Source organism: Leeuwenhoekiella sp. CH_XMU1409-2, assembly GCF_037029365.1.
GTDB classification, from domain to species: Bacteria; Bacteroidota; Bacteroidia; order Flavobacteriales; family Flavobacteriaceae; genus Leeuwenhoekiella; species Leeuwenhoekiella blandensis.
This window is the reverse complement of record NZ_JAYMEI010000008.1, coordinates 1-22,800: the sequence shown is the minus strand read 5'-3', so window position 1 is coordinate 22,800 and position 22,800 is coordinate 1. Positions and strand designations below refer to the sequence as shown.

Here is a 22,800-nt window from a genome sequence, read left to right as displayed (position 1 = left end):
ATGAAAAAAATACTCGGGGCATTTGTTCTGATGCTTTTAATTACCGCGTGCAATTCGGCCAAAAAAACGATGGGAACAAAACAGGTTTTGGTTTTTACTAAAACGATGGGCTGGCGTCACGGTTCTATTGAAAAAGGAGTTGCAACACTCAAAGAGATAGGAGCTCAGGAAGGTTGGCAAATTACGCAAAGCGAGGACTCTTTGGCTATCAATACTGAAAATCTAGCTAAAACCGATCTTGTTATTTTCTTAAGCACTACCGGAGATATTTTAGGTCCTGATCAGGAAGCTGCTTTTAAAAGTTACATTCAAAATGGCGGTGCATTTATGGGAATCCACGCAGCCACAGATACCGAATTTGACTGGCCGTGGTATGGTAAATTAGTAGGTGGTTATTTTAAAGATCATCCTAATAATCCCAATGTGCGCAAGGCTTCCTTAAAAAAAGCGGCTCCACACGTAACCACGAGTATGTATGCTAAAACTTTTGAGCGCACAGACGAGTGGTATAACTACTACAATCTAAGTGATGCGGTGACTCCTACGTTATATTTGGACGAAACCAGCTATGAAGGCGGAACCCACGGCGATTATCATCCCATTGCCTGGTATCAGGATTTTGATGGAGGTAGAATGTATTACACCGGCGGTGGCCACACCGACGAAGCCTATGATGAGGTGGCATTTAAGGCGCATCTGGAAAGTGTGATGCGCTGGTTGATGGAATAAATTATATTATATTTAAAGATAATATTCATTCAATCAATAAATTATGAGAATTATTCTGCCTATTTTTTCGCTCTTTCTAATCCTTTCGTGTCAACAAAAACCCTCAGAACCCATTGCATTAAGCAGTGCTGCAATGAATGATTTTGCAAGTGATGTAAAGAACACTCCCAGTGTTACTGTCGAAGTGAAAAACATACCTGATAGTATTTCAGAGCCAATAACGATTTCCTATACTACTGTTAATCTTGGAAAGAATTTTCAAATTAAAAACGCCGAGGATCTCAAGTCAGATGGTATTTTGAAGCTAAACCTTGATGAGATCTATCCATATCAGCAAGTATTTCTAAGTATAGGGAATTTTTATTATGGAAGCATTTATGCCACCCCAGATCTTCGAGTAAAATTAGACCTGTCAAAAGCCGGAAAAGAAAAATTGTTTTTTTATGGTGATGCGATACAATTTGATGGTGAAGGCGGGGATTTGAATACTATTATGAATAAACACATCGTCTACACCCAACAAAATAATAATACGGGCGAAGATAAGTTAGCCGGAATGACATATTGGGAGCGAGGGGCTTATTCTTATTCGGAATACATTGCCCAATTTGATAGTTTAAAACGAGTTTTTGCAAAACTCGATGAAACATTTATTAGTAAGAATCCGAAAGCATCAGAGTATGCATGGTTTATTGACAATGAGAGAGAGTCTGAGTTCTTGCAGTTTTTATTAGTACGTAGCGATAATGAAGAAATTCCTACCGCATTATGGGAAGAAATTATAAACCATAAAGTATATACTGTTTCAAATTCAGGTACTTCATTCTATAGTAGTCTATCAAGCTATTTAGTGGGCACCAACAAAATCAAGACGAGAGAAGGAATGATGTCTAACTTAAAGAAAAGACTCCAAGAACTACCGCAACAACAAGTGGATCTGATCGTTCTACAAACCGATTTAAGAACTCCTGAAGATAAAGCGTGGTTTCAGGATAACTTAATTGATAAAGTCAAGACACCTTGGATACTATCAAAGTTTGAAAAACAAGCAGAAGAAACACATCAAAAACTTGCAATGATCAATCAATCGCTTAACAATGCCAAAGCATCAAATGGGAATTTGTCTTTTGCGACACCTGTGATGAAGACCGATTTTGGCGCAGACTTATACACGGTAAGTGATGTTGAGGCTAGCGAAGTGTTAAGCAGTATGAGGGAGACATTCAAAAACAAAGCATTGATGCTGGACTTTTGGGCGACTTGGTGCGGTCCGTGTCTTAAAGATTTTCCCTCAAGTAAGAAAATTCATGCTGAAGTGAAAGATGAACCTGTTGAGTTTATTTACTTATGTTCTTCTAATGGATCAACAGAAGAGGAATGGAAACAAAGAATCGCAGAATTTCAGCTTGATGGGACTCATTTATATGTTGATGAAAAAATAGAGGCAGAGCTTATGACTATGTTTGATAGTAGAGGTGGCTTTCCTACCTATGCTTTTATAAACAAATCAGGTGCCTATAAACCTGGAGCTGTAAGTAGAATGGCGGCTCTTGATAGAGGACAATTTGTAAATCTCATTCACGGTAAGTAAATGTGATAATTCTATTTGAGTTCTTTATAAACTTCTTAGAAAAGAAGTAATCCTTTTACAGTAGTTTTGTAATTATGAAAAAAGGAGTACTTCTAGTGAATTTAGGATCGCCTAAAAGCACCGATCCTAAGGATGTAAAAGAATATTTAGGGGAGTTTTTGATGGATGAACGCGTGATCGACGTGCCGCTTTGGGCGCGTACGCTGCTCGTAAAAGGAATCATCTTAAATACCAGACCAAAAAAATCTGCTGAAGCCTATTCAAAAATTTGGTGGGATGAAGGTTCGCCATTGATCGTGTTGAGTGAACGCCTGCAGGCAAAAGTTTCAGAGAAGGTTGATGTTCCTGTGGCATTGGCGATGCGCTACGGCACACCGTCTTTAAAAGAAGGTCTTGAAGAGCTCAATGCGAAAGGGGTAGATGAGGTGTTGATTCTCCCGTTGTATCCTCAGTTTGCTATGGCGACTACCGAAACTATTTTAGTTTTAGCTGAAGAGCTGCGCAAAGAACATTTTCCGCATATGCGCTTTTCAGATATTCCTGCGTTTTACAACAAGCCGGAGTATATTGAAGTACTTTCAAAAAGCATTCACGAGAAAATTGAAGACCTCGACTATGAGATGTTGGTTTTCAGTTATCACGGAGTTCCTGAGCGACACATTCGCAAAAGCGACGTTACAAAAAGTCATTGTAAAATAGACGGCAGCTGTTGTCAAACGCCTTCTCAGGCACATCAGTTTTGTTACCGTCACCAGTGTTATGAAACCACACGCCAGGTTGCCGAAAAACTCAATTTAAAAGAAGGAACCTATTTTACTTCTTTCCAATCTCGTTTAGGTTTTGACCCGTGGTTGCAACCGTATACCGATCGTACCATCGAGCGTTTTGGTAAAGAAGGCATCAAAAAAATGGCAATCGTTACTCCGGCTTTTGTGAGTGATTGTCTTGAGACGCTGGAAGAAATCGCGATGGAAGGTGAAGAGATCTTCCACGAGATGGGCGGTAAAGAATTTACGACAATTCCTTGCTTAAATGATCGTGACGATTGGGCGCACGTTGTTGCTACCTGGATCAACGATTGGGCACTAGTTGAAGCTTCAAAAGCTATAGCATAATTCCATTCCCGCTTAGGCGGGAATCTTTTTTTGTAAGCATCTTGAATTTTTGTTTTCGAGAATCCTTACAAGCATGAATCTTTTTAACCTGATACAAATTGCTGAAATCTGAACGTTCTGAAGCTTTAGGAAAAGACCCTATTAGCACACTACTGATCAAACAGGCATTACCTGCATCGATCGGGATTTTGGTAATGTCACTCAATATCCTCGTCGACACCATTTTTGTGGGTAATTGGATCGGGAGTATTGCGATCGCTGCAATTAATGTAGTGCTTCCCGTATCCTTTTTTATCGCTGCGCTGGGGATGGCAATCGGTATTGGTGGTTCTTCGATCATCTCTCGTGCCCTTGGCGCAAATGATCCTAATAAGGCGCTCAAAACCTTTGGCAATCAGATTACCATCACCTTACTTTTAACGGTGAGTATGGTGATTTTGGGCTTGGTGTTTGTCAATGAGTTGATCCCGGCTTTTGGCGGGATGGGCGATATTTTTGAACCTGCTAAAATTTATTACCGCATTGTGCTCTACGGTGTGCCTGTGCTCGCTTTGTGTATGATGGGTAATAACGTGATAAGAGCAGAAGGAAAACCCAAATTTGCAATGATCGCGATGATCATTCCGTCGCTGGGGAATTTGATACTCGACTACCTGCTTATCAACATTTTAGATATGGGGATGGAAGGCGCGGCGTGGGCAACCACAGCATCCTACATCTGTTGTTTCTTCTATGTTCTATGGTACTTTTTAAGTGACAATTCTGAACTAAAAATCGATATCAGTCATTTTGGTCTAGATTGGCCTATTTTGAGAGAAATGTCGGCTTTAGGTTTTGTGACGCTTGCACGACAAGCAGTGGTAAGCTTAACCTATTTATTGATGAACAACATCTTGTTTGAACTGGGCGGTGAAGCTTCGGTTACAGTGTATGCGATCATTGGTCGTATGCTTATGTTCGCTTTATTTCCTGTTCTTGGAGTTACGCAAGGTTTTCTACCCATTGCGGGTTACAATTACGGAGCTGAGAATTTTACACGCGTACGCGAAAGTATCAAACTCGCATTGCTCTATGCGTGCGGAGTGGCAATTCTTATTTTTATAGTAATTATGGCGTTTCCTGAAGCGATCGTTTCCGTTTTTACGCAAGACGAAGCGGTGCTGCGCGATACACCTTGGGCGATGCGCTGGGTGTTTGCTGCGATTCCTATCATTGGGATTCAATTAATTGGTTCAGCATATTATCAGGCGATTGGTAAAGCGACTCCGGCCTTGCTTTTAACGCTTACCAGACAAGGATTTTTCTTTATCCCACTCGTGCTTATTCTGCCGAAGTTTTTTGGAGAATTGGGCGTTTGGATCTCGTTTCCTATCGCAGACACTTTGTCTACTGTGGTGACGGCCTATTTTTTATGGCGAGAGACCAGAAATTTAACTTCGAGCTCAACTTCAGCATAAATAAGCGTTTAGCCGACTGTTCTTGTCTTAGAATGTGTACGTATTTAAAGGGATTACTTATCTTAGTTAGCTACTAACTAAGTTCTTTAAATTATGCGTAAACTTTTACTCTTAAATCGAGAGTTGAATGCCTCAAGCGGTTATTCCAAAACGAAGCAAAGCACGACCAATGCTTCTCGTGGTGTTTCCCTAACTTGTTTGCTTGGGCTATTTTGCTCTTTTTTCTTTTTATCATCAACTAACATCCAGGCACAGGATGTTGATCCTTCATTGTATGAAGCTTTAGAGTACCGACTCATCGGTCCGTTTAGAGGCGGGCGTAGTGCGGCGGTGACCGGCGTTCCCGGCAAACCAAACTTATTTTATTTTGGCGCTACCGGTGGTGGCGTATGGCGTACCAAAGATGGTGGTCGTTCTTGGGATAATATTTCTGATGGTTATTTCGGCGGAAGTATTGGCGCCGTAGAGATCGCTCCTAGTGATCACAATATCATTTACGTGGGTGGTGGTGAAAACACGCTGCGCGGAAATGTTTCTTCCGGTTACGGAATGTGGAAATCTACAGATGCCGGTAAAACCTGGGAAAAAGCTGGCTTACCTAAAAGCCGACATGTTTCAAAAATACGGGTACATCCAACCAATCCAGATATCGTTTATGCTGCGGTTTTGGGAGATATTTATAAACCAACGCAAGAGCGCGGGGTTTACAAATCTACAGACGGTGGTGCAAACTGGGAGCGCGTGCTCTTTGCTACCGAAGATGCCGGTGCAGTCGACTTGACATTCGACCCTAATAATCCACGTATTTTATATGCTTCGACCTGGCATTCCCGCAGAACGCCATACAGCTTTATTAGTGGTGGAGAAGGTTCAGCCTTATGGAAATCTACCGATAGCGGTAAAACCTGGAAAGAAATTTCAAAAAACAGCGGATTCCCTACAGATACTTTAGGAATCATCGGAGTTGCAGTTTCACCTGTAAATTCAGAACGTGTTTTTGCAATTGTTGAAAATAAAGATAAAGGTGGTTTATACCGAAGTGAAGATGGTGGTGCCAGCTGGAGACTCATCAATGACGATCGCAACTTGAGACAGCGCGCGTGGTATTATACTAAAGTGTATGCAGATACTCAAGATGAAGATGTAGTTTATGTGCTTAATGTAAGCTACCATAAAAGCACCGATGGTGGTAAAACTTTTGAAAGCAACAACGCTCCGCACGGCGATCACCACGATCTGTGGATCGCTCCAGAAAATCCTATGCGTATGGTAATGGGAGATGATGGTGGTGCTCAGATCACTTATGATGGTGGAGAAACCTGGAGTACTTATGGCAACCAGCCTACTGCTCAGTTTTATAGATTAGCAACAGACAATCAGTTTCCGTATCGTATTTATGCGGCACAGCAAGATAACTCTACGGTGCGCATTCCGCATAGAACAGATGGCTACAGCATTACCGAAGAAGATTGGGAAAGCACTGCCGGTGGTGAAAGTGCGCATATTGCGGTAGATCCAGAAAATCCAAATATCGTTTATGGCGGAAGCTACGACGGTTTCTTAACCCGAGTGAATCACGAGAACAATTCGGTGCGTTCGGTTTCTGTTTGGCCAGATAACCCAATGGGACACGGGGTTGAAGATATGAAGTACCGTTTTCAATGGAATTTCCCCATTATGTTCTCCCGTCACAATCCAGATGTGTTGTACACCTTCAGTAATCACGTGCATAAAACCACAAATGAAGGACAAAGTTGGGAAGTGATCAGCCCGGACCTTACGACTGATGACAAATCAAAACAAGGTTCTTCCGGAGGGCCGATCACGCAAGACAATACTTCCGTAGAATATTACTGTACCATTTTTGCAGCTAATGAAAGTCCGTTGAAAGAAGGCTTACTCTGGACCGGTAGCGACGATGGTTTGGTTTATGTGTCGCGCGACGGAGGTGAAAACTGGGAGAACGTGACACCAAAAGGAATGCCCGAGTGGATGATGATCAACAGCATTGAACCGAGCTATTTTGACGAGGGCACGTGCTACATTGCCGGAACCAAATATAAAACCGGTGATTTTGCACCGTATTTATACAAGACTACAGATTACGGTAAAAGCTGGGAAAAAATCACTGACGGAATCGAAGCAGAACACTTCACACGTGTGGTGCGCGAAGACCCTGAAAAAGAAGGTTTGTTATATGCAGGTACCGAAACGGGAATGTACATTTCGTTTGACGCCGGTGAAAACTGGAAACCTTTTCAGTTGAACTTGCCTATTGTTCCCATCACCGATTTGGCGCTTAAGGAGAATAATTTGATCGTAGCAACACAAGGGCGCAGCCTTTACATCATTGATGATTTAAGTATGTTGCATCAGGCGATCGAAGCAGAAGATACCGATGCGGTGCATTTGTATAAGCCAAAAGACACCTACAGAATGGACGGTGGTAGCCGCAAATCAAATTCGGCAGGGACCAATCACCCAAGCGGCGTGATGACCTATTTCCACCTTCCGGAATATGATGCTGAAAAAGACAGCATTTCATTGACGTATTTTGATGCTAAAAACGATACGATCAAATCGTATAGCACCAAAGGAGGTAAGGATAAATTGAACGTAAAAGAAGGTGCCAATCAGTTTAACTGGGATATGACCTATGACGGTGCAGAGCGACTTCCGGGAATGATCTTATGGTGGGCAAGTACTCAGGGACCACAGCAAATCCCTGGTGAGTACACCGTAAAACTGAATGTAAACGGAACCGATTATACGCAGCCTTATACAGTTTTGGCAGATCCACGTTCTGAAGCGACCGTTGCAGATATGCAGGCGCAATTCGATTTTATTTCAGATGTAAATGAGACTGTAGATCACGCGCACCAGAGCATCAAAAAGATCAGAAACATCAACGCGCAGTTGAGTTCTTTTGAGAAGCAGTACAAAGACAATCCTGATACCAAAGAGCTTCGGGAAAAGTCAAAAACTCTGCGCGAAGATCTTGAGGAAATTGAAAAAGCGCTGTATCAAACCAAAAACCGAAGTGGTCAGGATCCGCTTAATTTCCCGATCAAATTGACCAATAAGTTGGCACATTTGAATTCATTAGTAAGTATGGGAGATTTTGCACCAACAGATCAGGATATCGCGGTAAAAAATGAATTAACGGCTAAAATAGATGCAGAATTGAACAAGTTTGACACGCTGGTAAGCGATGAGGTTACTGCGTTTAATGAAGCGTTTAACGAGATGAAGCTCAACTATCTTTTTGTAGAAGAAGAATAGATTAAGCACATCTTTCTAATAAATTTTAAAACGATTCCCGCCTTTCGCTGAGGCGGCGAATCGTTTTTTATTATTTCGGTTTACCTTTGTTTTATGGAAGCATACTACCTTTATTTTAAATCCCTGCACCTCATATTTATTGTAACTTGGTTTGCGGGACTGTTTTATGTGCCGCGCCTGTTTATGTATCAGATCGAGGCTTCCCAAAAACCCGAACCAGACCGAAGCATTCTGGGCGATCAATTGGCTTTGATGACCAAACGCCTCTGGAAGATTATCACCTGGCCTTCGATGATTCTGGCGAGTTTATTCGCCTTTATGATGCTGCATATTGTCCCGGGATTGCTCAACGCTCCCTGGATGCAAATTAAACTGGGTTTTGTTGTGTTGCTGTATGCCTATCATTTTAAAAACCATCAGATATTTAGGCAATTACAATCCGGTAATTTTAAATACACTACAAAATTCATGCGCATCTGGAACGAGGGACCAACCTTGATCTTGTTTGCGGTGATCTTTTTGGTCATTACAAAAAGTGCCACCAATTGGATTTGGGGATTGGCCGGTTTGATCTGTTTGGCAGTGCTTTTAATGTTAGGTATAAAACTCTATAAAAGCATTCGCGAAAAAAACCCAAATGCCTAACGGCGCGATTTTTGATAACTAGTTTTCGATGAAATTCAACAAGCTTTCTTTACGCCTGCGTATTTTCTTTGGGATGGTATTGCTCATTTTAGGAGCTTCGATTCTCATTGGGATCATAAGCGTAGTGCAGTACAAAGAAGAAGCAAAAGAGTATCATCGCGATAGGTTATTGCGGAAAGAAGATCAAATCAGAGCAGAGATCGATTATGTCTTAGATCAGACTTCATACGAAGTGATTTCTAAAAACATTCCGTTTATTTTAAAGTTCAATAATGATATTTATCGTATTGCCGATGTTCACGAACTGCCCATAAATATTTACGATCTCGACGGAAAACTACTCGTCAAATCAAAAGAAACTTTTACTGAAGACACGCTGGAAACCAGTTTGAATCCTTCCGTCTTAGAAGGCTTAGCCAATACGCCTACAAAACGCTGGATCGTACAATCTGAGATCGACGGGGTAAAATATCAATCTTCCTACACGTATATCAACGATAACAAATTCAAGCCGCTGGCGATAATGAATCTACCCTACATTCAGGATGACGATTTTATCACGCGCGAACTTGACGAATTCTTACGTCGATTGGCAGAAGGCTATTTATTTATGCTGTTGATCGCGACCGTACTTTCTTATTTTCTTTCACGATACATTACCCGCAGTCTTAAAACGATAAGCGATAAGATGATCCAGACGCGTCTTGATAAGCGCAACCAGCGTATTGAGATTGACGATGCAAGCGAAGAAATAAGCAATTTGGTACGCTCCTACAATGGGATGATAGACGAACTTGAAAACAGTGCTGCAAAACTGGCGCAAAGTGAACGGGAGGCTGCCTGGCGTGAGATGGCAAAACAAGTTGCGCACGAGATTAAAAATCCGTTGACGCCTATGCGCTTGACGGTACAGAGTTTTCAAATGCGTTTTGATCCCAACGATCCTGATATTCACAAAAAGCTAGATGAATACAGTAAAACCTTGATTCAGCAAATAGATACGATGAGTTCGATAGCTGAGGCTTTTTCAAACTTTGCAAAAATGCCGGCGCAGCAAAATGAAACGCTCAACGTGGTTTTTGTTACCAAACTTGCGCTGGATATCTTCACAGAACATTACCTCACTTTTGGCACCGATGCAGAGGAGATCACGGTAAAACTAGATCGCACGCAGCTTATACGGGTGGTAACCAATCTGGTTAAAAATGCGATTCAGGCGACAGAAGGGGTTCAGGATCCTAAAATTCGCGTGGAGATCAAAAGTGATGTCGATACGGTTTGTATCTTAGTCTGTGACAATGGGCACGGAATTCCGGAAGAGAACATCGAGAAGGTTTTTGAACCAAAATTCACTACTAAGTCAAGCGGAATGGGACTTGGGCTGGCGATGGTTAAAAATATTGTGGAAACCTATAACGGAACCATTACCTTTACTTCTAAGGAAGATCGAGGCACTGTTTTTAAAGTGACTTTCCCTAAAGCTGAAGCTTAATTTCCGCCCTGCGGAGCAAAAATATTGACTATGAATTTTGAAAATCTCATCTATGAGGTTGATGATCAATTGGCGATCATCACCATAAACCGACCTAAAAAATTAAACGCACTCAATAAAGAAACCATACAAGAACTGCACGACGCATTTGCTGAAGCTGATGCCGATGAAGACATTGGGGTGATCATCTTAACCGGAAGTGGCGAGAAGGCTTTTGTAGCCGGAGCAGACATCAGCGAATTTGCCAATTTTGAAGAGGAAGAAGGTGCTTTGCTGGCGCGAAAGGGCCAAAAAATACTTTTTGATTTTATCGAAAACCTTAGCACACCCGTCATTGCGGCGATCAACGGTTTTGCTTTGGGTGGCGGCCTCGAACTCGCGATGGCGGCACACATACGTATTGCCAGTCACAACGCGCGTATGGGCTTGCCAGAAACTTCACTGGGCTTGATTCCCGGGTATGGTGGTACGCAGCGCTTACCGCAGTTAGTAGGCAAAGGCCGCGCTTTTGAAATGATTATGACCGCCGGGATGATCGATGCAGATCGCGCTTTTCAATCGGGCTTGGTAAATCACGTGACTTCGCAGGAAGAATTGATGGCACTTGCCGAAAAAATTGCGGGTAAGATCTTAAACAATAGCGGGGTTGCCATTGCCACCGCGATACAAGCCGTTAACGCCGGTTTTAAACCCGGAGTAAACGGTTATGATGCCGAGATCGAAGGTTTTGGTGCGTCTTTCGCCACCGAAGATTTTAAAGAAGGAACCACCGCATTCTTAGAAAAACGCAAACCGGAGTTTCCAGGGAATTAACTATAAATCTATGAAGCATAATATTGTAATAGATAAGCTTAGCGGGCCACTTTTTATCATGCTTACGCTAATAGTCTTGGACTTTACGTTGATATTAGATTTGAACTACCCCTTTGTTTTTGCATTGATCTTATTTGCTGTTTTGAGCTTTTTCTCATTGATAATCACAGATCGTTATCTTACCAGTTTTGAGTCTGAAATGGGAGAAATTAAATTGAACTATCATAAAAATTTTTCTAGAGATGAAGATGTTATTAAACTCCACGCTAGGGCTATAAGTTCGGTTGAGACTAATGTTAAATCATTTCTGAATCCTTATTATAAAATTGACTTGTTCTATAAATCAGAAGATGGTGAAGGATTAAAAAAAACGTTTAAAACAACAGACAAGCGACTTTTCAATCAAATTCTAGCCAATGTTTACACAAACCTTTCTGAAACCATGAACTAATATTTAGAGATCTGATATCGGTATTTAGGATTGGGAAAGCTCATAAAATGCTCAAATACACATGAATGACATATTTTTCGGAGTAATTTTTATTGGGTTTGCGTTGAGTATCTTTTCATTTGGAATTGCGATTTATATAAATCTCTGGATTTATTACTCTGTCGATAAGAAAAGATATCCTTTATTTCCGATTTTGAACCCTTTCTCTTTTTCATCATATGAATTGTTATTTCGTTCAATATTCAAACTAAAATGGAAAGTCGAGGGCGATAATAAAAAATTAAAAAGCAGATCAAATAAATTAAGGCGATTTTCAGGAACTATAATAGCGCTAGCAATAGCAATCTTATCATTTACTCAATGGTTTTTTACATAGTAACACGTGCTTTATATAAAAAATAAACACGTGTGATTTTTTCTGTTTATATTTGTAGTCTTCATTTAAAAAGGTTTTGTCATGAACACGAAGCTTACACTTACCATCGAGCAGGAGATTATTAAGCGGGCTAAGGCATACGCAAAAGACAAAAACCGCAGTTTGTCTGATATCATCGAGAATTATTTAAAAAGTCTTACTAGCGAAGCGCCTCAAGCGCATAGCAAAGCGCTCAATCCGGTGGTAAAATCACTTAAAGGCTCGTTTAAAATGCCTCCTGATTTAGACTACAAAAAGGAACTAAGAGATAGAGTTGAAAAAAAATATTCTTAGATGGACCACGTTCTTATTGATACCGATGTCATTTTAGATTTCTTTTTTGATCGTAAACCCTATTCTGAATTTGCCACCGAAATTCTAAATCAATGCGAAGCAGGCGCGCTTAGAGGTTATGTAACGCCTGTGATCATTTGTAACGTGTATTATTTATTGCGTAAAACTGCAAATCACAAAACGGTAATCGAGAAAGTCAAACAACTCCTTAGCATCATCGATGTGCTAACTATGGATCAAGAAGTAGTTTTTGATGCGCTCAACTCAAAATTTAAAGATTTTGAAGATGCGTTGCAGAATTTTACTGCAACAAAAATTCAGGAAATCACTGTGATTTTGACGAGAAATGTAAAAGACTATAAGCATAGTACACTTGCCATTCTTACTCCGGAAACCTACTTGAAAGGAAAAATCTAAAAGTAAAACTGAAGTGGAAAAAAGCAATCAGGTTATTTTGATTTCAACTTTAATAGGAAATATTCCATATATTTGTAATAAATCCTATTTTATGCAAGTCGAAGGAGAACACTTAAAAGGGCGTGGAGCACAGCGTCATATCGCCAATAGATTTGATGCCAACAGCCACGAGCTGCGGGACGATTTTCTCAATTACTGCGCGCAGGAAGGGGACGAGCCTCAAGATCTGAAAACCCTTTTTATAGACACCTTCCCAAAAACCATTGTCAATAAAGTAGAAAGCCCCGATGTAGGAATGGAATATTCCTTAAATCCGTATCAGGGCTGTGAACACGGCTGTGTGTATTGTTATGCGCGCAATTCGCACGAATATTGGGGCTACGATGCAGGCTTGGATTTTGAAAGTCGCATTCTCGTAAAACGCAATGCAGTTCGCCTCCTCGAAAAACACTTGGCTAAAAAATCCTGGCAAGCGTCACCCATTGTCCTTTCAGGAAATACCGATTGTTACCAACCGGCAGAAAAGCAATTTAAGATCACTAGAAAATTGCTCGAGACCTTTCTCAATTACCGACACCCGGTGGCGATCATTACAAAAAATGCGTTGATTCAGCGGGATTTGGACATCATTAAAGAGTTGGCTTCTTATAACTTGATTCAGGTCAATATGTCGATCACCACTTTAGAAGAAAAAACGCGTCGCTTGCTGGAACCGCGTACTGCGAGCATTAAAAAACGTTTGGAAACGGTAAAGAAACTTGCTGAGGTTGGAGTTCCGGTAAATGTGATGACCGCGCCTATCATCCCGGGAATCAACAGCCATGAGGTGTTGCCTTTGATCAAAGCCGCAGCAGATCACGGAGCAAAATCGGTAGGATATACCGTGGTGCGCTTGAATGGTGCGATAGGTAAGATCTTTGAGCAGTGGCTTAAAACCGCGATGCCAGACCGGGCTGATAAAGTGCTTAACCAGATCGCCGCGTGTCACGAAGGCAATTTAAACGATTCGCAATTTGGTCGCCGTATGCGTGGTAGCGGTGAGTTTGCGAAGCAAATCGCAGCACAAATGGAACTCGGCAGAAAGAAATATCTCAAAGGCCGAAGTATCGCCCCGCTCAATTGCGAACTTTTTGAGCAATACCGCCCGGGACAGCTCTCGCTATTTTAGTGCAATTGGCACAGTTTCTGATTATTATCAGAAGCTATGAAAAATCATTTATTAAAATTTATTGGAGTCATTTTAGTATTCCTCTGTTTTTCCTGCGGAAAGCTTACCCAAGTGACCGATGTGATCACGCAGCCTACTGCACGAGAAGTCTATGCGCGTAATTTTGATGCAGATTCGTTGCCGTATCGCCTATGGACGAACGCTTTTCAAAATGCGTTGAATGATAGTTTACAAATTACTTCTCCTTATCAAGAAACCGGAATATTCAATTCGGAAATTCATCCGGTGTACGGTTATGATCTTGATCTGGAGCGCGGCCGCAGCTATACCTTCAGTATTCAAACAGACACGCTTCAACCGAAGGTTTTTATTGACCTCTACGAAAAGACTTCAGACAGTATCCGACCGTATAAATTGGTACAGCAAGCCGACGATAAGGCTACCACTTTAGACTTTTCACCTAAAAATTCAGGAACTTATAAAGTGCTTTTTCAGCCGGAATTGAATTCCGTCTCTAGTTTTGCAATTCGCATTCAGAGCAAGCCTTCATATTATTTTCCGGTAAGTGGCGCTTCAGCAAAATCCATTCAGAGCTTTTGGGGAGCAGCACGTGATGGTGGCAAACGCAGTCACGAGGGTGTAGATATTTTTGCCAAGCGCGGTACGCCGGTCGTCGCGAGTGTTGACGGCTATGTAAGCAGAACGGGAAATCGCGGTTTGGGCGGTAAGCAGGTTTGGTTGCGTGAGGGATTATTTGGCAACAGCCTGTATTATGCGCATTTGGATAGCATTATCGCGACCAGCGGCCAGCGTGTAAAAGTGGGCGACACTTTGGGACTCGTGGGCAACACAGGTAATGCCCGTACCACGCCGCCACATCTGCATTTTGGGGTGTATAGCCGCGGAGCGATCAATCCGTTGCCGTTTGTAAAAGAAGAGCCGGAGTTACCGGCCCTTGATACTTCAACAGAATTTTATAAAACCTATACGATTACAACTGCACAAGCCAATTTGAGAAGTAGCGCTTCTGCGAAATCTCAAAAAATCGGTGCGCTTGCGCGAAAAGATACCGTACGATTATTAGGCAAAAGTGCCGATTGGCTGCATATTGAAACGTCCGCAGCGCAGCGTGCTTTTGTGCATCAGAGTTTGGTAAAAGCTTTGTAGTTTCCTGATGCTGCTAGATAATTTATGCGGTAGCTTTTGGAAAGTATTTCTTTCTAAACCAAAACGAAACACGTACCAAAAAGATCAGCGCGGGAACTTCAACCAACGGACCAATAACACCCGCAAAAGCTTGCCCGGAGTTGAGTCCGAAAACAGCGATAGCCACCGCAATTGCCAGTTCAAAATTATTCCCGGCAGCGGTAAATGCTACAGAAGCCGTCTTGTCATACGTAGCGCCCATAGCTTTGGTGACAAAAAAGCCAATGATAAACATCAAAGCAAAATATACCAGCAAGGGGATCGCTACGATCAATACATCTTGCGGAATTTCGACAATAAGTTCGCCTTTAAGCGAGAACATCACCACGATGGTAAAAAGCAGGGCGATCAAGGTAATTGGCGAAATGGTAGGGATGAACTTTTGGTTATACCAGGTTTCGCTTTTCAGGCGTACCAGAATAGACCGACTCAAAATTCCCAACACAAACGGAATTCCCAGATAGATGGCAACACTTTCTGCAATGGTAGCAATGGAAATGTCTACGATCGCACCTTCAAAACCAAAATAGGGCGGGAGTACCGTAATAAAGATCCACGCATAAAAACTGTAAGCAAACACTTGAAAAATGCTGTTTAAGGCAACGAGACCTGCGCCGTATTCACTGCTTCCGTCTGCGAGGTCATTCCATACCAAAACCATCGCGATGCAACGCGCAAGACCAATCAAGATCAATCCCACCATATATTCAGGATAATCCTGAAGAAAGGTAATGGCTAAGATAAACATCAATACGGGGCCAATGATCCAATTGAGCAGCAAGGAAACCGAAAGGATCTTGACGTTCTTAAAGACTTTAGGCAATAAGGCATAATTGACTTTTGCTAACGGCGGATACATCATCAAGATCAATCCGATCGCCAGCGGAATATTGGTAGTGCCGCTACTCATCGTATTCACCACTTCTGGAAAGGATGGGAAAAAGTAGCCTATCGCCACGCCAACGGCCATCGCCACAAAGATCCATAAGGTTAAGTTTCGGTCAAGGAAGCTTAGTTTTTTGGTGCTCATACTAATGGCTTATTTTTGAGAATACATAAAACAATTCCGTAGCGATCTGCACGCTGCGCTCGTGATATTTTTCAGCTTGCTGTGGCGTATCATCAAATGCTTTGGGGTCGTCAAATGTGATAGGAATACGCTTTTCAGCTCCAGGAACAAACGGGCAACCGGCGTCGGCTTGTGAGCACGTCATAATCGCCGCAAATGCTGAAGCAGGATTAAATGCGTCATCGAGACGTTTAGAAAATCCAATTACCGGATGTGCGTTTTCGGCATACTTAATACTGTAAACCGGATTCTTTTCTTGTGAAAGCTTTGCGATCTGAAAACCGGTATTTGCTAAAGTTTTTGCCACCATCGGGAACAAAGCTGTTGCTTCGGTTCCACCGGAATAACAAAACACATTTTTAATACCAAAATGTGCCGCCATCGTTTGTGCCCAAACTTGAGAAAGGTGGCTTCTGCGCGAGTTGTGGGTGCAAATAAAATTGATGCGTATAGCTGAATTTGCACTCACTTTCTCTTGAATAAAAGCGATCAAGGGTTGAAGCGTCGCTTTGCGTTCTTCGGAAATCGTTTCCGGCTTTAAGGTGTTGATAAACTGGTCAATTTCCGGAAATAATACATTTTCCATAAGCGTAGGGATCTTTGGGGTTAGCAGCAACCACCACCCGGAGTGCAGGCCGATGCGTTGTTGAGGTCAGCGAGTTTTACTTTGGGTTTTTCAGCGGGAATTCCGCAGGCATCTTTAGCAAGACAATCGGTTTGTTTGGTAGTCAAGAGGAAATGTGTTCCGTCAAAATCGATCCCAAATTTTCCAATGGTTTCGCCCTGATATTCTACTTCAACCTCGTGATCTTCGATCTGCAATACTTTTTCAGATAATTCAATGATGCTGATGAGTTTTTCAGGATGCAAGCGATGGTCATAATCATCGGCATTCCACAATTGAAAATTCACTACATCTTCTTGACGCACGGTGCCACCGCAATCAATAAAATGCTTAGATACTTTGCCAACTTCGGTCACGTGAAAATGACTGGGAACCAAACTTCCGTCAGGCAATTGAAAACCTATAGTCTCGAGACTTTTTAAAGCTGATTTTACTTCTGATAGTTTCATAATCCTTTTTGTTATATCGTAATATTACGATGATTAAACCTAAATTTTTTTAGCAGCAATCTTGCTTGTTTGTAAGATCTTGATCGAGAAATTGAGACATCAAATTCTTCATTGCAGTCCAATTCTCGGTATCGATGCAATAGCACACGCTCGTTCCTTCAACGCTGCCTTTGATCAAGCCTAAATTTTTAAGCTCTTTCAGATGTTGCGAAATGGTAGGTTGTGCAAGACCGATCTCTTCTACTAGATCGCCACAAACACAAGAATTGATCTTGTATAAATGCTGAAGAATAGACACACGAGCAGGATGCGCAAAAGCTTTGGCAAAAGCAGCAATGGCATTTTGCTCGTCGGTAAAGATTTCAGTTTTGGCTAAGCCCATTTCTTTATTGTTGTATTGCAATATTACGATTAAATAAAGATCGAAGAACTTTTTTCTGATATTTTTTTATAATGTGAATGGATTTACACTCATTTCAATTAACAGTTTTTTGGCTGCTTAGCGCTTAAAACCTTGGTATTTTTAAAAGTATTAAACAAAATATCAAACGATGTCGTTATTTGGAAAAGTAAAGAATACCATAGGCCTTTTAAAGTCGGTAGACTTAGAGGCGCTTAATAAATTATCTCAAAAAGTTGACCTTTCAAAAGTGATGAGTGCCGTAGGCAATCTCGACGATCGCCAGTTGCAAGGCTTGATGAAAATGTTGAATTCGCAGGCCAAAAAAGGGCAGCATAAATTGCCGCCAATTGATGGCGATTTTTACAACCTGGCTCAAAAACTCACTCCCGAAGAGCGCGAAATTCAAATGAAGATGCGCAATTTTATGGAAGATGAAGTAAAACCTATCGCCAATGATTTTTGGAATCGTGCCGAATTTCCACACGAGATCATCCCGAAGTTTGCCGAATTGAATCTGGCAGGAATTGCTTATAAAGGCTACGGATGTCCCGCACAATCCTTTCTGATGGAAGGAATCCTGGCGATGGAACTGGCGCGCGTAGATGTGTCTATCTCTACCTTTTTTGGTGTGCATAGCGGTCTCGCCATGGGATCTATTTACCTCTGCGGTAGTGAAGAACAAAAGCAAGAATGGTTACCCAAAATGCAGAAGTTTGAAAAAATAGGAGCTTTTGGTCTTACCGAACCCGAAGTGGGCTCTGGTGCTGCCGGTGGTCTGGGAACCAGCTGTAAGAAAGTGGGCGACGAGTGGATCTTAAACGGAGAGAAAAAATGGATTGGGAATGCTACCTTTTCTGATATTACCATTATTTGGGCGCGTGACGAAGACAGCGGTAGCGTAAAAGGCTTTATTGTGCGTAAAGAAAATCCCGGTTTTCACGCAGAGAAGATGAAAGATAAAATGGCCCTTCGTACCGTACAAAACGCCTTGATCACCTTGACCGATTGCCGCGTGCCTGAAAGTGATCGTTTACAAAATGCAAATTCCTTTAAAGACACAGCCAAAGTTTTACAAATGACCCGTGCTAGTGTAGCTTGGCAGGCTGTGGGTTGCGCGCGTGGTGCGTATGAAGCAGCCTTGAAGTACACTAAAAAGCGGGAGCAGTTTGGTAGACCTATTGCGAGCTTTCAGTTGATCCAAAATCACTTGGTAGAGATGATTTCTAATCTTACAGCCATGCAAACTTTATGTTTCCGCTTGAGCGAAATGCAAGACGGCGGCCAATTGACCGATGAGCACGCTTCTCTAGCCAAAGTATTTTGTTCGATGCGCACCCGGGATGTGGTGAGCAGAGCCCGAGAAGTTATGGGTGGTAACGGTATTTTGCTGGAGTACGATGTGGCGCGTTTTGTAGCTGATGCCGAAGCGATCTATAGCTATGAAGGAACAAAAGAGATCAATTCACTTATTGTAGGTCGAGCGATTACCGGTTATAGTGCTTTTGTAAGCTAGAGTTGCAATCAATATCAATAAGATTTTTATAGGTGTTTTAATATGCCGTTATTTGCAACTGAAATTTTAAAAACTATAACATGAAATTCAATAGATTATTTCTAGCGTTACCTGTTGCGCTTACTTTAGTGAATTGTAATGATTCTAAAATGAGTTCAGGAGGAGATGCTGAACTTAAAACATTTAAAGATTCTGTTTCCTATATCATTGGTGCAAATACCGGTGCTCAGTTTAAGCAAGCTTTGGGAGATAATCCTGATGAGTTTTTTGATATGGAAATTTATATGCAAGGGGTTGAAACTGCACTTACTGATAGTGTAGAAATGCCTCAAGCAGATATGCGTCGCATTATGAATGAGTTTCAAACGAAACTACGCGCGAAGCAACAAGAGGAGCAAGCTGCTAAAGCTGCTGCAAATAAGGAAAAAGAAGAAGCGTTCTTAGCAGAGAATGCTGAAAAAGAAGGTGTACAAACGACAGAGAGCGGACTTCAATACAAAGTGATCGAAGAAGGCGATGGTGTTTCTCCAGTAGAAACCGATCAGGTTCAGGTGAATTACGAAGGAAAATTACTTGACGGTACTGTTTTTGACAGTTCGTATGAGCGTCAGCAACCTGCAACATTTGGTGTAAATCAAGTGATCTCAGGTTGGACAGAAGGACTTCAGTTGATGAAAGAAGGGGCAAAGTATGAGTTCTACATTCCTGCAGATCTTGCTTACGGTCAGCGTGGTTCTGGTCCAAAAATTGGTCCTGGTGAGACCTTGATCTTTACCGTTGAGCTTCTTGACGTGATCGATAAATAAACACGGTTTGACATATCTTGTAATTGCCGTAGTTTCCGGAGCGCTCATTTTAGGCGCAGTTTGGGGCATTTACGGAAATTTACAAAAGAAAACAGAGGGCTTTCTCGTTGCTTTGGCAGGAGGAGCCCTCATTGTTTCTACAGTTCTCGAATTGATCAATCCGGCTGTAGAAAAGGCTAATGTGTTAATCGCATTAGGCATTGTTTTACTTGGAGCAGGTGTTTTTACAGCGCTCGATTATCTGGTAAAACAACAATGGGGATCAGATAGTGGCGGTGGTTTACTGGCTGCAATCACCCTGGATGGAATCCCTGAAAATCTCGCATTGGGCGTGGCACTCATAGGTGCCGATGCTTTGACGGTAGCCGCACTTTCTGGCTCTATATTTTTATCCAATCTTCCCGAAGCAGCTGGTGGCGCCAAAGAAATGACTGAAAATGGCGCGTCAAAAAAGAAAATCCTTTGGCTTTGGTCTGCAACAGCATTTATACTCTCATTAGCGGCTTTAATTGGCAATTGGGCACTCGCAGATGTTTCAGAAGAAATTCTCGCATACATACGCTGTTTTGCCGGCGGCGCCGTAGTCGCCTCACTTGCGATCGAAGTGTTTCCTAAAGCCTATAAGCAAGATTCGTATTGGGCGGGAATTGCAACTGCACTAGGTCTGGTGCTGGCGTTTTATCTCAATAGTTTGGGATAGTTTTTGAATAAAATCATCTTTACAAACCGAGGCGATTCTGTCTAAATTTCACATCACTTTAGTATGCCTTTAGCGCTAAACGCGCTAACTTTAAGTGTGTCTATTGGAGACTCATTTTAATCTTTAGGTAATGGCATATATAGATTATTATAAGGTTTTAGGGCTCGACAAATCGGCAAGTGAAGCCGAAATAAAAAAAGCCTATCGCAAACTCGCCCGTAAATATCATCCTGATGTAAATCCCGGCGATACTGAAGCCGAAGAAAAGTTCAAACAGGTTAATGAAGCCAATGAGGTTTTAAGCAATCCCGAAAACCGTAAGAAATATGATAAATACGGTAAAGACTGGCAACACGCTGAAGCTTATGAGCAAGCAGAACAGCAACGTGCGCAATATGCTAGTGGCAGAACATCGGGTAATAGCGGTAGAGCCCAGTACAGTGGTGGCGGTTTTAATGAGGAAGATTACTCAGATTTTTTCAGTTCGATGTTTGGTGGCTCTGGTGGAGGTTTCCGCGGTGGCGGGCGTCAGGCACAGTTTAGAGGCCAGGATTTTAATGCTACGCTAAGTCTTGATTTACGTGAGGTGTATGAGAAGCATAAACGTACACTTACCGTGAATGGTAAAAACATTCGTTTGACGATTCCTGCCGGTGTAGAAAATGGGCAGACAATAAAGATCAAAGGCTACGGAGGAGAAGGTTTAAACGGTGGTCCTAACGGAGATTTATACCTTCAGTTTGAAATCAACAATACGTCAGGCTTCCGCAGGGATGGAGCAAATCTTTATAAAACTGTCGATCTAGACTTGTATACTGCTGTTTTGGGAGGCGAACTTATCGTTGAAACTTTTGACGGTAGTGTAAAGCTGAAAGTGGCTCCAGAAACTTCAAATGGCAAGCAGGTAAAACTCAAAGGTAAAGGTTTTCCTGTGTATAAAAAGGAAGGGCAGTTTGGTGATTTATTCATTACCTATGACCTCAAAATGCCGCAAAATCTTTCAGCAAAAGAAAAAGAACTGTTTCAAGAACTTGCAAAACTAAGATCCTGATGAGTACGACAAACTATATTCCGGTACACGAGTTGTGCGCGCAATATCGCATTGAACAAACCTTTATAACAGAATTGCACGAGAAAGGCGTGCTTGAAGTCATTCGCGTAGAGCAGTCGTTGTGCTTACCGCACGAGAGCATTGCTACCTTTGAGAAAATTATGCGTATTCACGCAGAGTTGGATATTAATATTGAAGGCATCGATGTGATTCTTAATCTGCTTGACAAAATTGAAGATTTAAATAAGCAATTGATAAAAACACAAAACAGACTGCGCATTTATGAGTAGTTTAGTAGCTTAATTAAATGATGAATTTAAGTTCTATGAAAAAATTAGTGCTTGCAGCAGCTGCAGCAGTCATATTGGCCAGTTGCGGAGGGAGTAAGAAAATTGCAGAAACTCCGGAACCGCCGTTATTTCAATCGTTTCAAGATTCGGTGGCGTATTATATGGGCGTTTCTATTGCCGAAAATATCAAGAAAGACAAAGCTACCTATGAGAATTACTTTGATAAAAAAGTGTTCATGACCGGTTTTCAAGAAGCCTTGAAGGATAGCGCACAAATTTCAGAAAAGGAAGGACGTCAAGTGATGGGAAGATATTCTCGTGAATTGATGGAGCTTAAAGAAAAACTGAAGGCTGAGCGTATCGCTGCGCAAAAAGCGTTTTTAGAAGAGAATGCACCCAAAGCGGGTATAATCACTACAGAAAGTGGTTTGCAATATGAGATCATTACAGCTGGAACAGGAGCATCGCCTGAAGCATCAGACCGTGTAGAAGTGCATTATGAAGGAACGTTGATCGATGGGACGGTTTTTGACAGTTCGTATGAGCGTGGTGAATCGATCACCTTTGGCGTTGGTCAAGTGATAAAAGGTTGGACCGAAGTCTTGCAATTGATGAAAGAAGGTGCAAAATATCGAGCGTATATTCCGGCAGATCTGGCATATGGTGACCGAGATATGGGTGAAATTCCGCCGGGTTCCACATTGATCTTTGATATTGAATTGCTCAAAGTGAAGTAACAAAGTGAGTCGTCCTAAAATAGGTTGACAGTTTTTAAAAGTTTAAATCAATCCGGTGAAGCTAGCTTCACCGGATTTTTTG

General features: G+C 41.9%; 23 protein-coding genes. 19 read left to right on the top strand and 4 right to left on the bottom strand.

Annotation, left to right across the window (positions count from 1 at the left end; genetic code table 11):
- The 13 genes from WA338_RS10085 (at position 1) to WA338_RS10025 (ending at position 15,036) form a co-directional block, all read left to right on the top strand.
- Complete coding sequence (locus WA338_RS10085; RefSeq protein WP_009781918.1) at positions 1-729, top strand: ThuA domain-containing protein; 729 nt, start codon at positions 1-3, stop codon at positions 727-729.
- Positions 730-772: 43 nt separating this feature from the next.
- A complete protein-coding gene (locus WA338_RS10080) occupies positions 773-2,320 on the top strand; it encodes a TlpA family protein disulfide reductase (RefSeq protein WP_273016347.1) in 1,548 nt (515 codons plus the stop codon).
- Positions 2,321-2,394: 74 nt separating this feature from the next.
- The gene (gene hemH, locus WA338_RS10075) at positions 2,395-3,435 is read left to right on the top strand and encodes a ferrochelatase (RefSeq protein ID WP_009781915.1); all 1,041 of its coding nucleotides are present in this window, start codon (positions 2,395-2,397) and stop codon (positions 3,433-3,435) included.
- A gap of 101 nt (positions 3,436-3,536) precedes the next feature.
- A complete protein-coding gene (locus WA338_RS10070; protein WP_040533813.1) occupies positions 3,537-4,892 on the top strand; it encodes an MATE family efflux transporter in 1,356 nt (451 codons plus the stop codon).
- A 93-nt stretch (positions 4,893-4,985) separates the two neighbouring features.
- The gene (locus WA338_RS10065; protein WP_009781912.1) at positions 4,986-8,174 is read left to right on the top strand and encodes a VPS10 domain-containing protein; all 3,189 of its coding nucleotides are present in this window, start codon (positions 4,986-4,988) and stop codon (positions 8,172-8,174) included.
- Between the two features lie 93 nt (positions 8,175-8,267).
- Positions 8,268-8,819, top strand: coding sequence for a CopD family protein (locus WA338_RS10060; RefSeq protein WP_009781911.1), 552 nt, complete (start codon positions 8,268-8,270; stop codon positions 8,817-8,819).
- Between the two features lie 28 nt (positions 8,820-8,847).
- The gene (locus WA338_RS10055; RefSeq protein ID WP_009781910.1) at positions 8,848-10,311 is read left to right on the top strand and encodes a sensor histidine kinase; all 1,464 of its coding nucleotides are present in this window, start codon (positions 8,848-8,850) and stop codon (positions 10,309-10,311) included.
- Between the two features lie 30 nt (positions 10,312-10,341).
- Positions 10,342-11,124 (top strand): enoyl-CoA hydratase/isomerase family protein, encoded by a 783-nt coding sequence (locus WA338_RS10050; RefSeq protein ID WP_009781909.1) that lies wholly within the window; start codon positions 10,342-10,344, stop codon positions 11,122-11,124.
- 10 nt (positions 11,125-11,134) lie between these two features.
- Positions 11,135-11,575 (top strand): hypothetical protein, encoded by a 441-nt coding sequence (locus WA338_RS10045; RefSeq protein WP_009781908.1) that lies wholly within the window; start codon positions 11,135-11,137, stop codon positions 11,573-11,575.
- 457 nt (positions 11,576-12,032) lie between these two features.
- Positions 12,033-12,284: a DUF6364 family protein gene (locus tag WA338_RS10040; RefSeq protein WP_009781906.1), complete on the top strand. Its 252-nt coding sequence runs from the start codon at positions 12,033-12,035 to the stop codon at positions 12,282-12,284.
- Positions 12,285-12,701 (top strand): type II toxin-antitoxin system VapC family toxin, encoded by a 417-nt coding sequence (locus WA338_RS10035; RefSeq protein ID WP_009781905.1) that lies wholly within the window; start codon positions 12,285-12,287, stop codon positions 12,699-12,701. It begins immediately after the preceding gene.
- Positions 12,702-12,792: 91 nt separating this feature from the next.
- The gene (locus WA338_RS10030; protein ID WP_040533807.1) at positions 12,793-13,869 is read left to right on the top strand and encodes a PA0069 family radical SAM protein; all 1,077 of its coding nucleotides are present in this window, start codon (positions 12,793-12,795) and stop codon (positions 13,867-13,869) included.
- Between the two features lie 36 nt (positions 13,870-13,905).
- A complete protein-coding gene (locus tag WA338_RS10025; protein WP_009781903.1) occupies positions 13,906-15,036 on the top strand; it encodes a M23 family metallopeptidase in 1,131 nt (376 codons plus the stop codon).
- Positions 15,037-15,058: 22 nt separating this feature from the next.
- On the opposite strand, the gene arsB is transcribed toward WA338_RS10025, so the two are convergent.
- From arsB to WA338_RS10005, 4 genes are read right to left on the bottom strand one after another with little or no spacing between them, the layout of a single operon-like run.
- Positions 15,059-16,105, bottom strand: a complete 1,047-nt coding sequence (gene arsB / locus WA338_RS10020; RefSeq protein ID WP_009781902.1) for an ACR3 family arsenite efflux transporter — start codon at positions 16,103-16,105, stop codon at positions 15,059-15,061.
- A gap of 1 nt (position 16,106) precedes the next feature.
- Positions 16,107-16,730 carry an arsenate-mycothiol transferase ArsC gene (locus tag WA338_RS10015; protein WP_009781901.1) on the bottom strand — a complete coding sequence of 208 codons (624 nt, stop codon included), beginning with the start codon at positions 16,728-16,730 and terminating at the stop codon, positions 16,107-16,109.
- Positions 16,731-16,750: 20 nt separating this feature from the next.
- Positions 16,751-17,218, bottom strand: a complete 468-nt coding sequence (locus tag WA338_RS10010) for a DUF6428 family protein (protein WP_009781900.1) — start codon at positions 17,216-17,218, stop codon at positions 16,751-16,753.
- Positions 17,219-17,267: 49 nt separating this feature from the next.
- Positions 17,268-17,600: an ArsR/SmtB family transcription factor gene (locus WA338_RS10005; protein WP_040533804.1), complete on the bottom strand. Its 333-nt coding sequence runs from the start codon at positions 17,598-17,600 to the stop codon at positions 17,268-17,270.
- A 169-nt stretch (positions 17,601-17,769) separates the two neighbouring features.
- On the opposite strand from WA338_RS10005, the gene WA338_RS10000 reads away from it, so the two are divergent.
- The 6 genes from WA338_RS10000 to WA338_RS09975 all read left to right on the top strand — a co-directional run bounded on the left by WA338_RS10000 (position 17,770) and on the right by WA338_RS09975 (position 22,718).
- Positions 17,770-19,134, top strand: coding sequence for an acyl-CoA dehydrogenase family protein (locus WA338_RS10000; protein WP_272986709.1), 1,365 nt, complete (start codon positions 17,770-17,772; stop codon positions 19,132-19,134).
- Positions 19,135-19,214: 80 nt separating this feature from the next.
- Positions 19,215-19,940 (top strand): FKBP-type peptidyl-prolyl cis-trans isomerase, encoded by a 726-nt coding sequence (locus tag WA338_RS09995; RefSeq protein ID WP_009781897.1) that lies wholly within the window; start codon positions 19,215-19,217, stop codon positions 19,938-19,940.
- A gap of 7 nt (positions 19,941-19,947) precedes the next feature.
- Positions 19,948-20,640 (top strand): ZIP family metal transporter, encoded by a 693-nt coding sequence (locus WA338_RS09990; RefSeq protein ID WP_009781896.1) that lies wholly within the window; start codon positions 19,948-19,950, stop codon positions 20,638-20,640.
- 130 nt (positions 20,641-20,770) lie between these two features.
- Positions 20,771-21,691 (top strand): DnaJ C-terminal domain-containing protein, encoded by a 921-nt coding sequence (locus WA338_RS09985; RefSeq protein ID WP_009781895.1) that lies wholly within the window; start codon positions 20,771-20,773, stop codon positions 21,689-21,691.
- Positions 21,691-21,981 carry a chaperone modulator CbpM gene (locus tag WA338_RS09980; protein ID WP_009781894.1) on the top strand — a complete coding sequence of 97 codons (291 nt, stop codon included), beginning with the start codon at positions 21,691-21,693 and terminating at the stop codon, positions 21,979-21,981. Before WA338_RS09985 ends, WA338_RS09980 begins: the two co-directional genes overlap by 1 nt.
- Positions 21,982-22,016: 35 nt before the next feature.
- Positions 22,017-22,718, top strand: coding sequence for an FKBP-type peptidyl-prolyl cis-trans isomerase (locus WA338_RS09975; RefSeq protein WP_273016344.1), 702 nt, complete (start codon positions 22,017-22,019; stop codon positions 22,716-22,718).
- Positions 22,719-22,800: the final 82 nt, after the last annotated feature.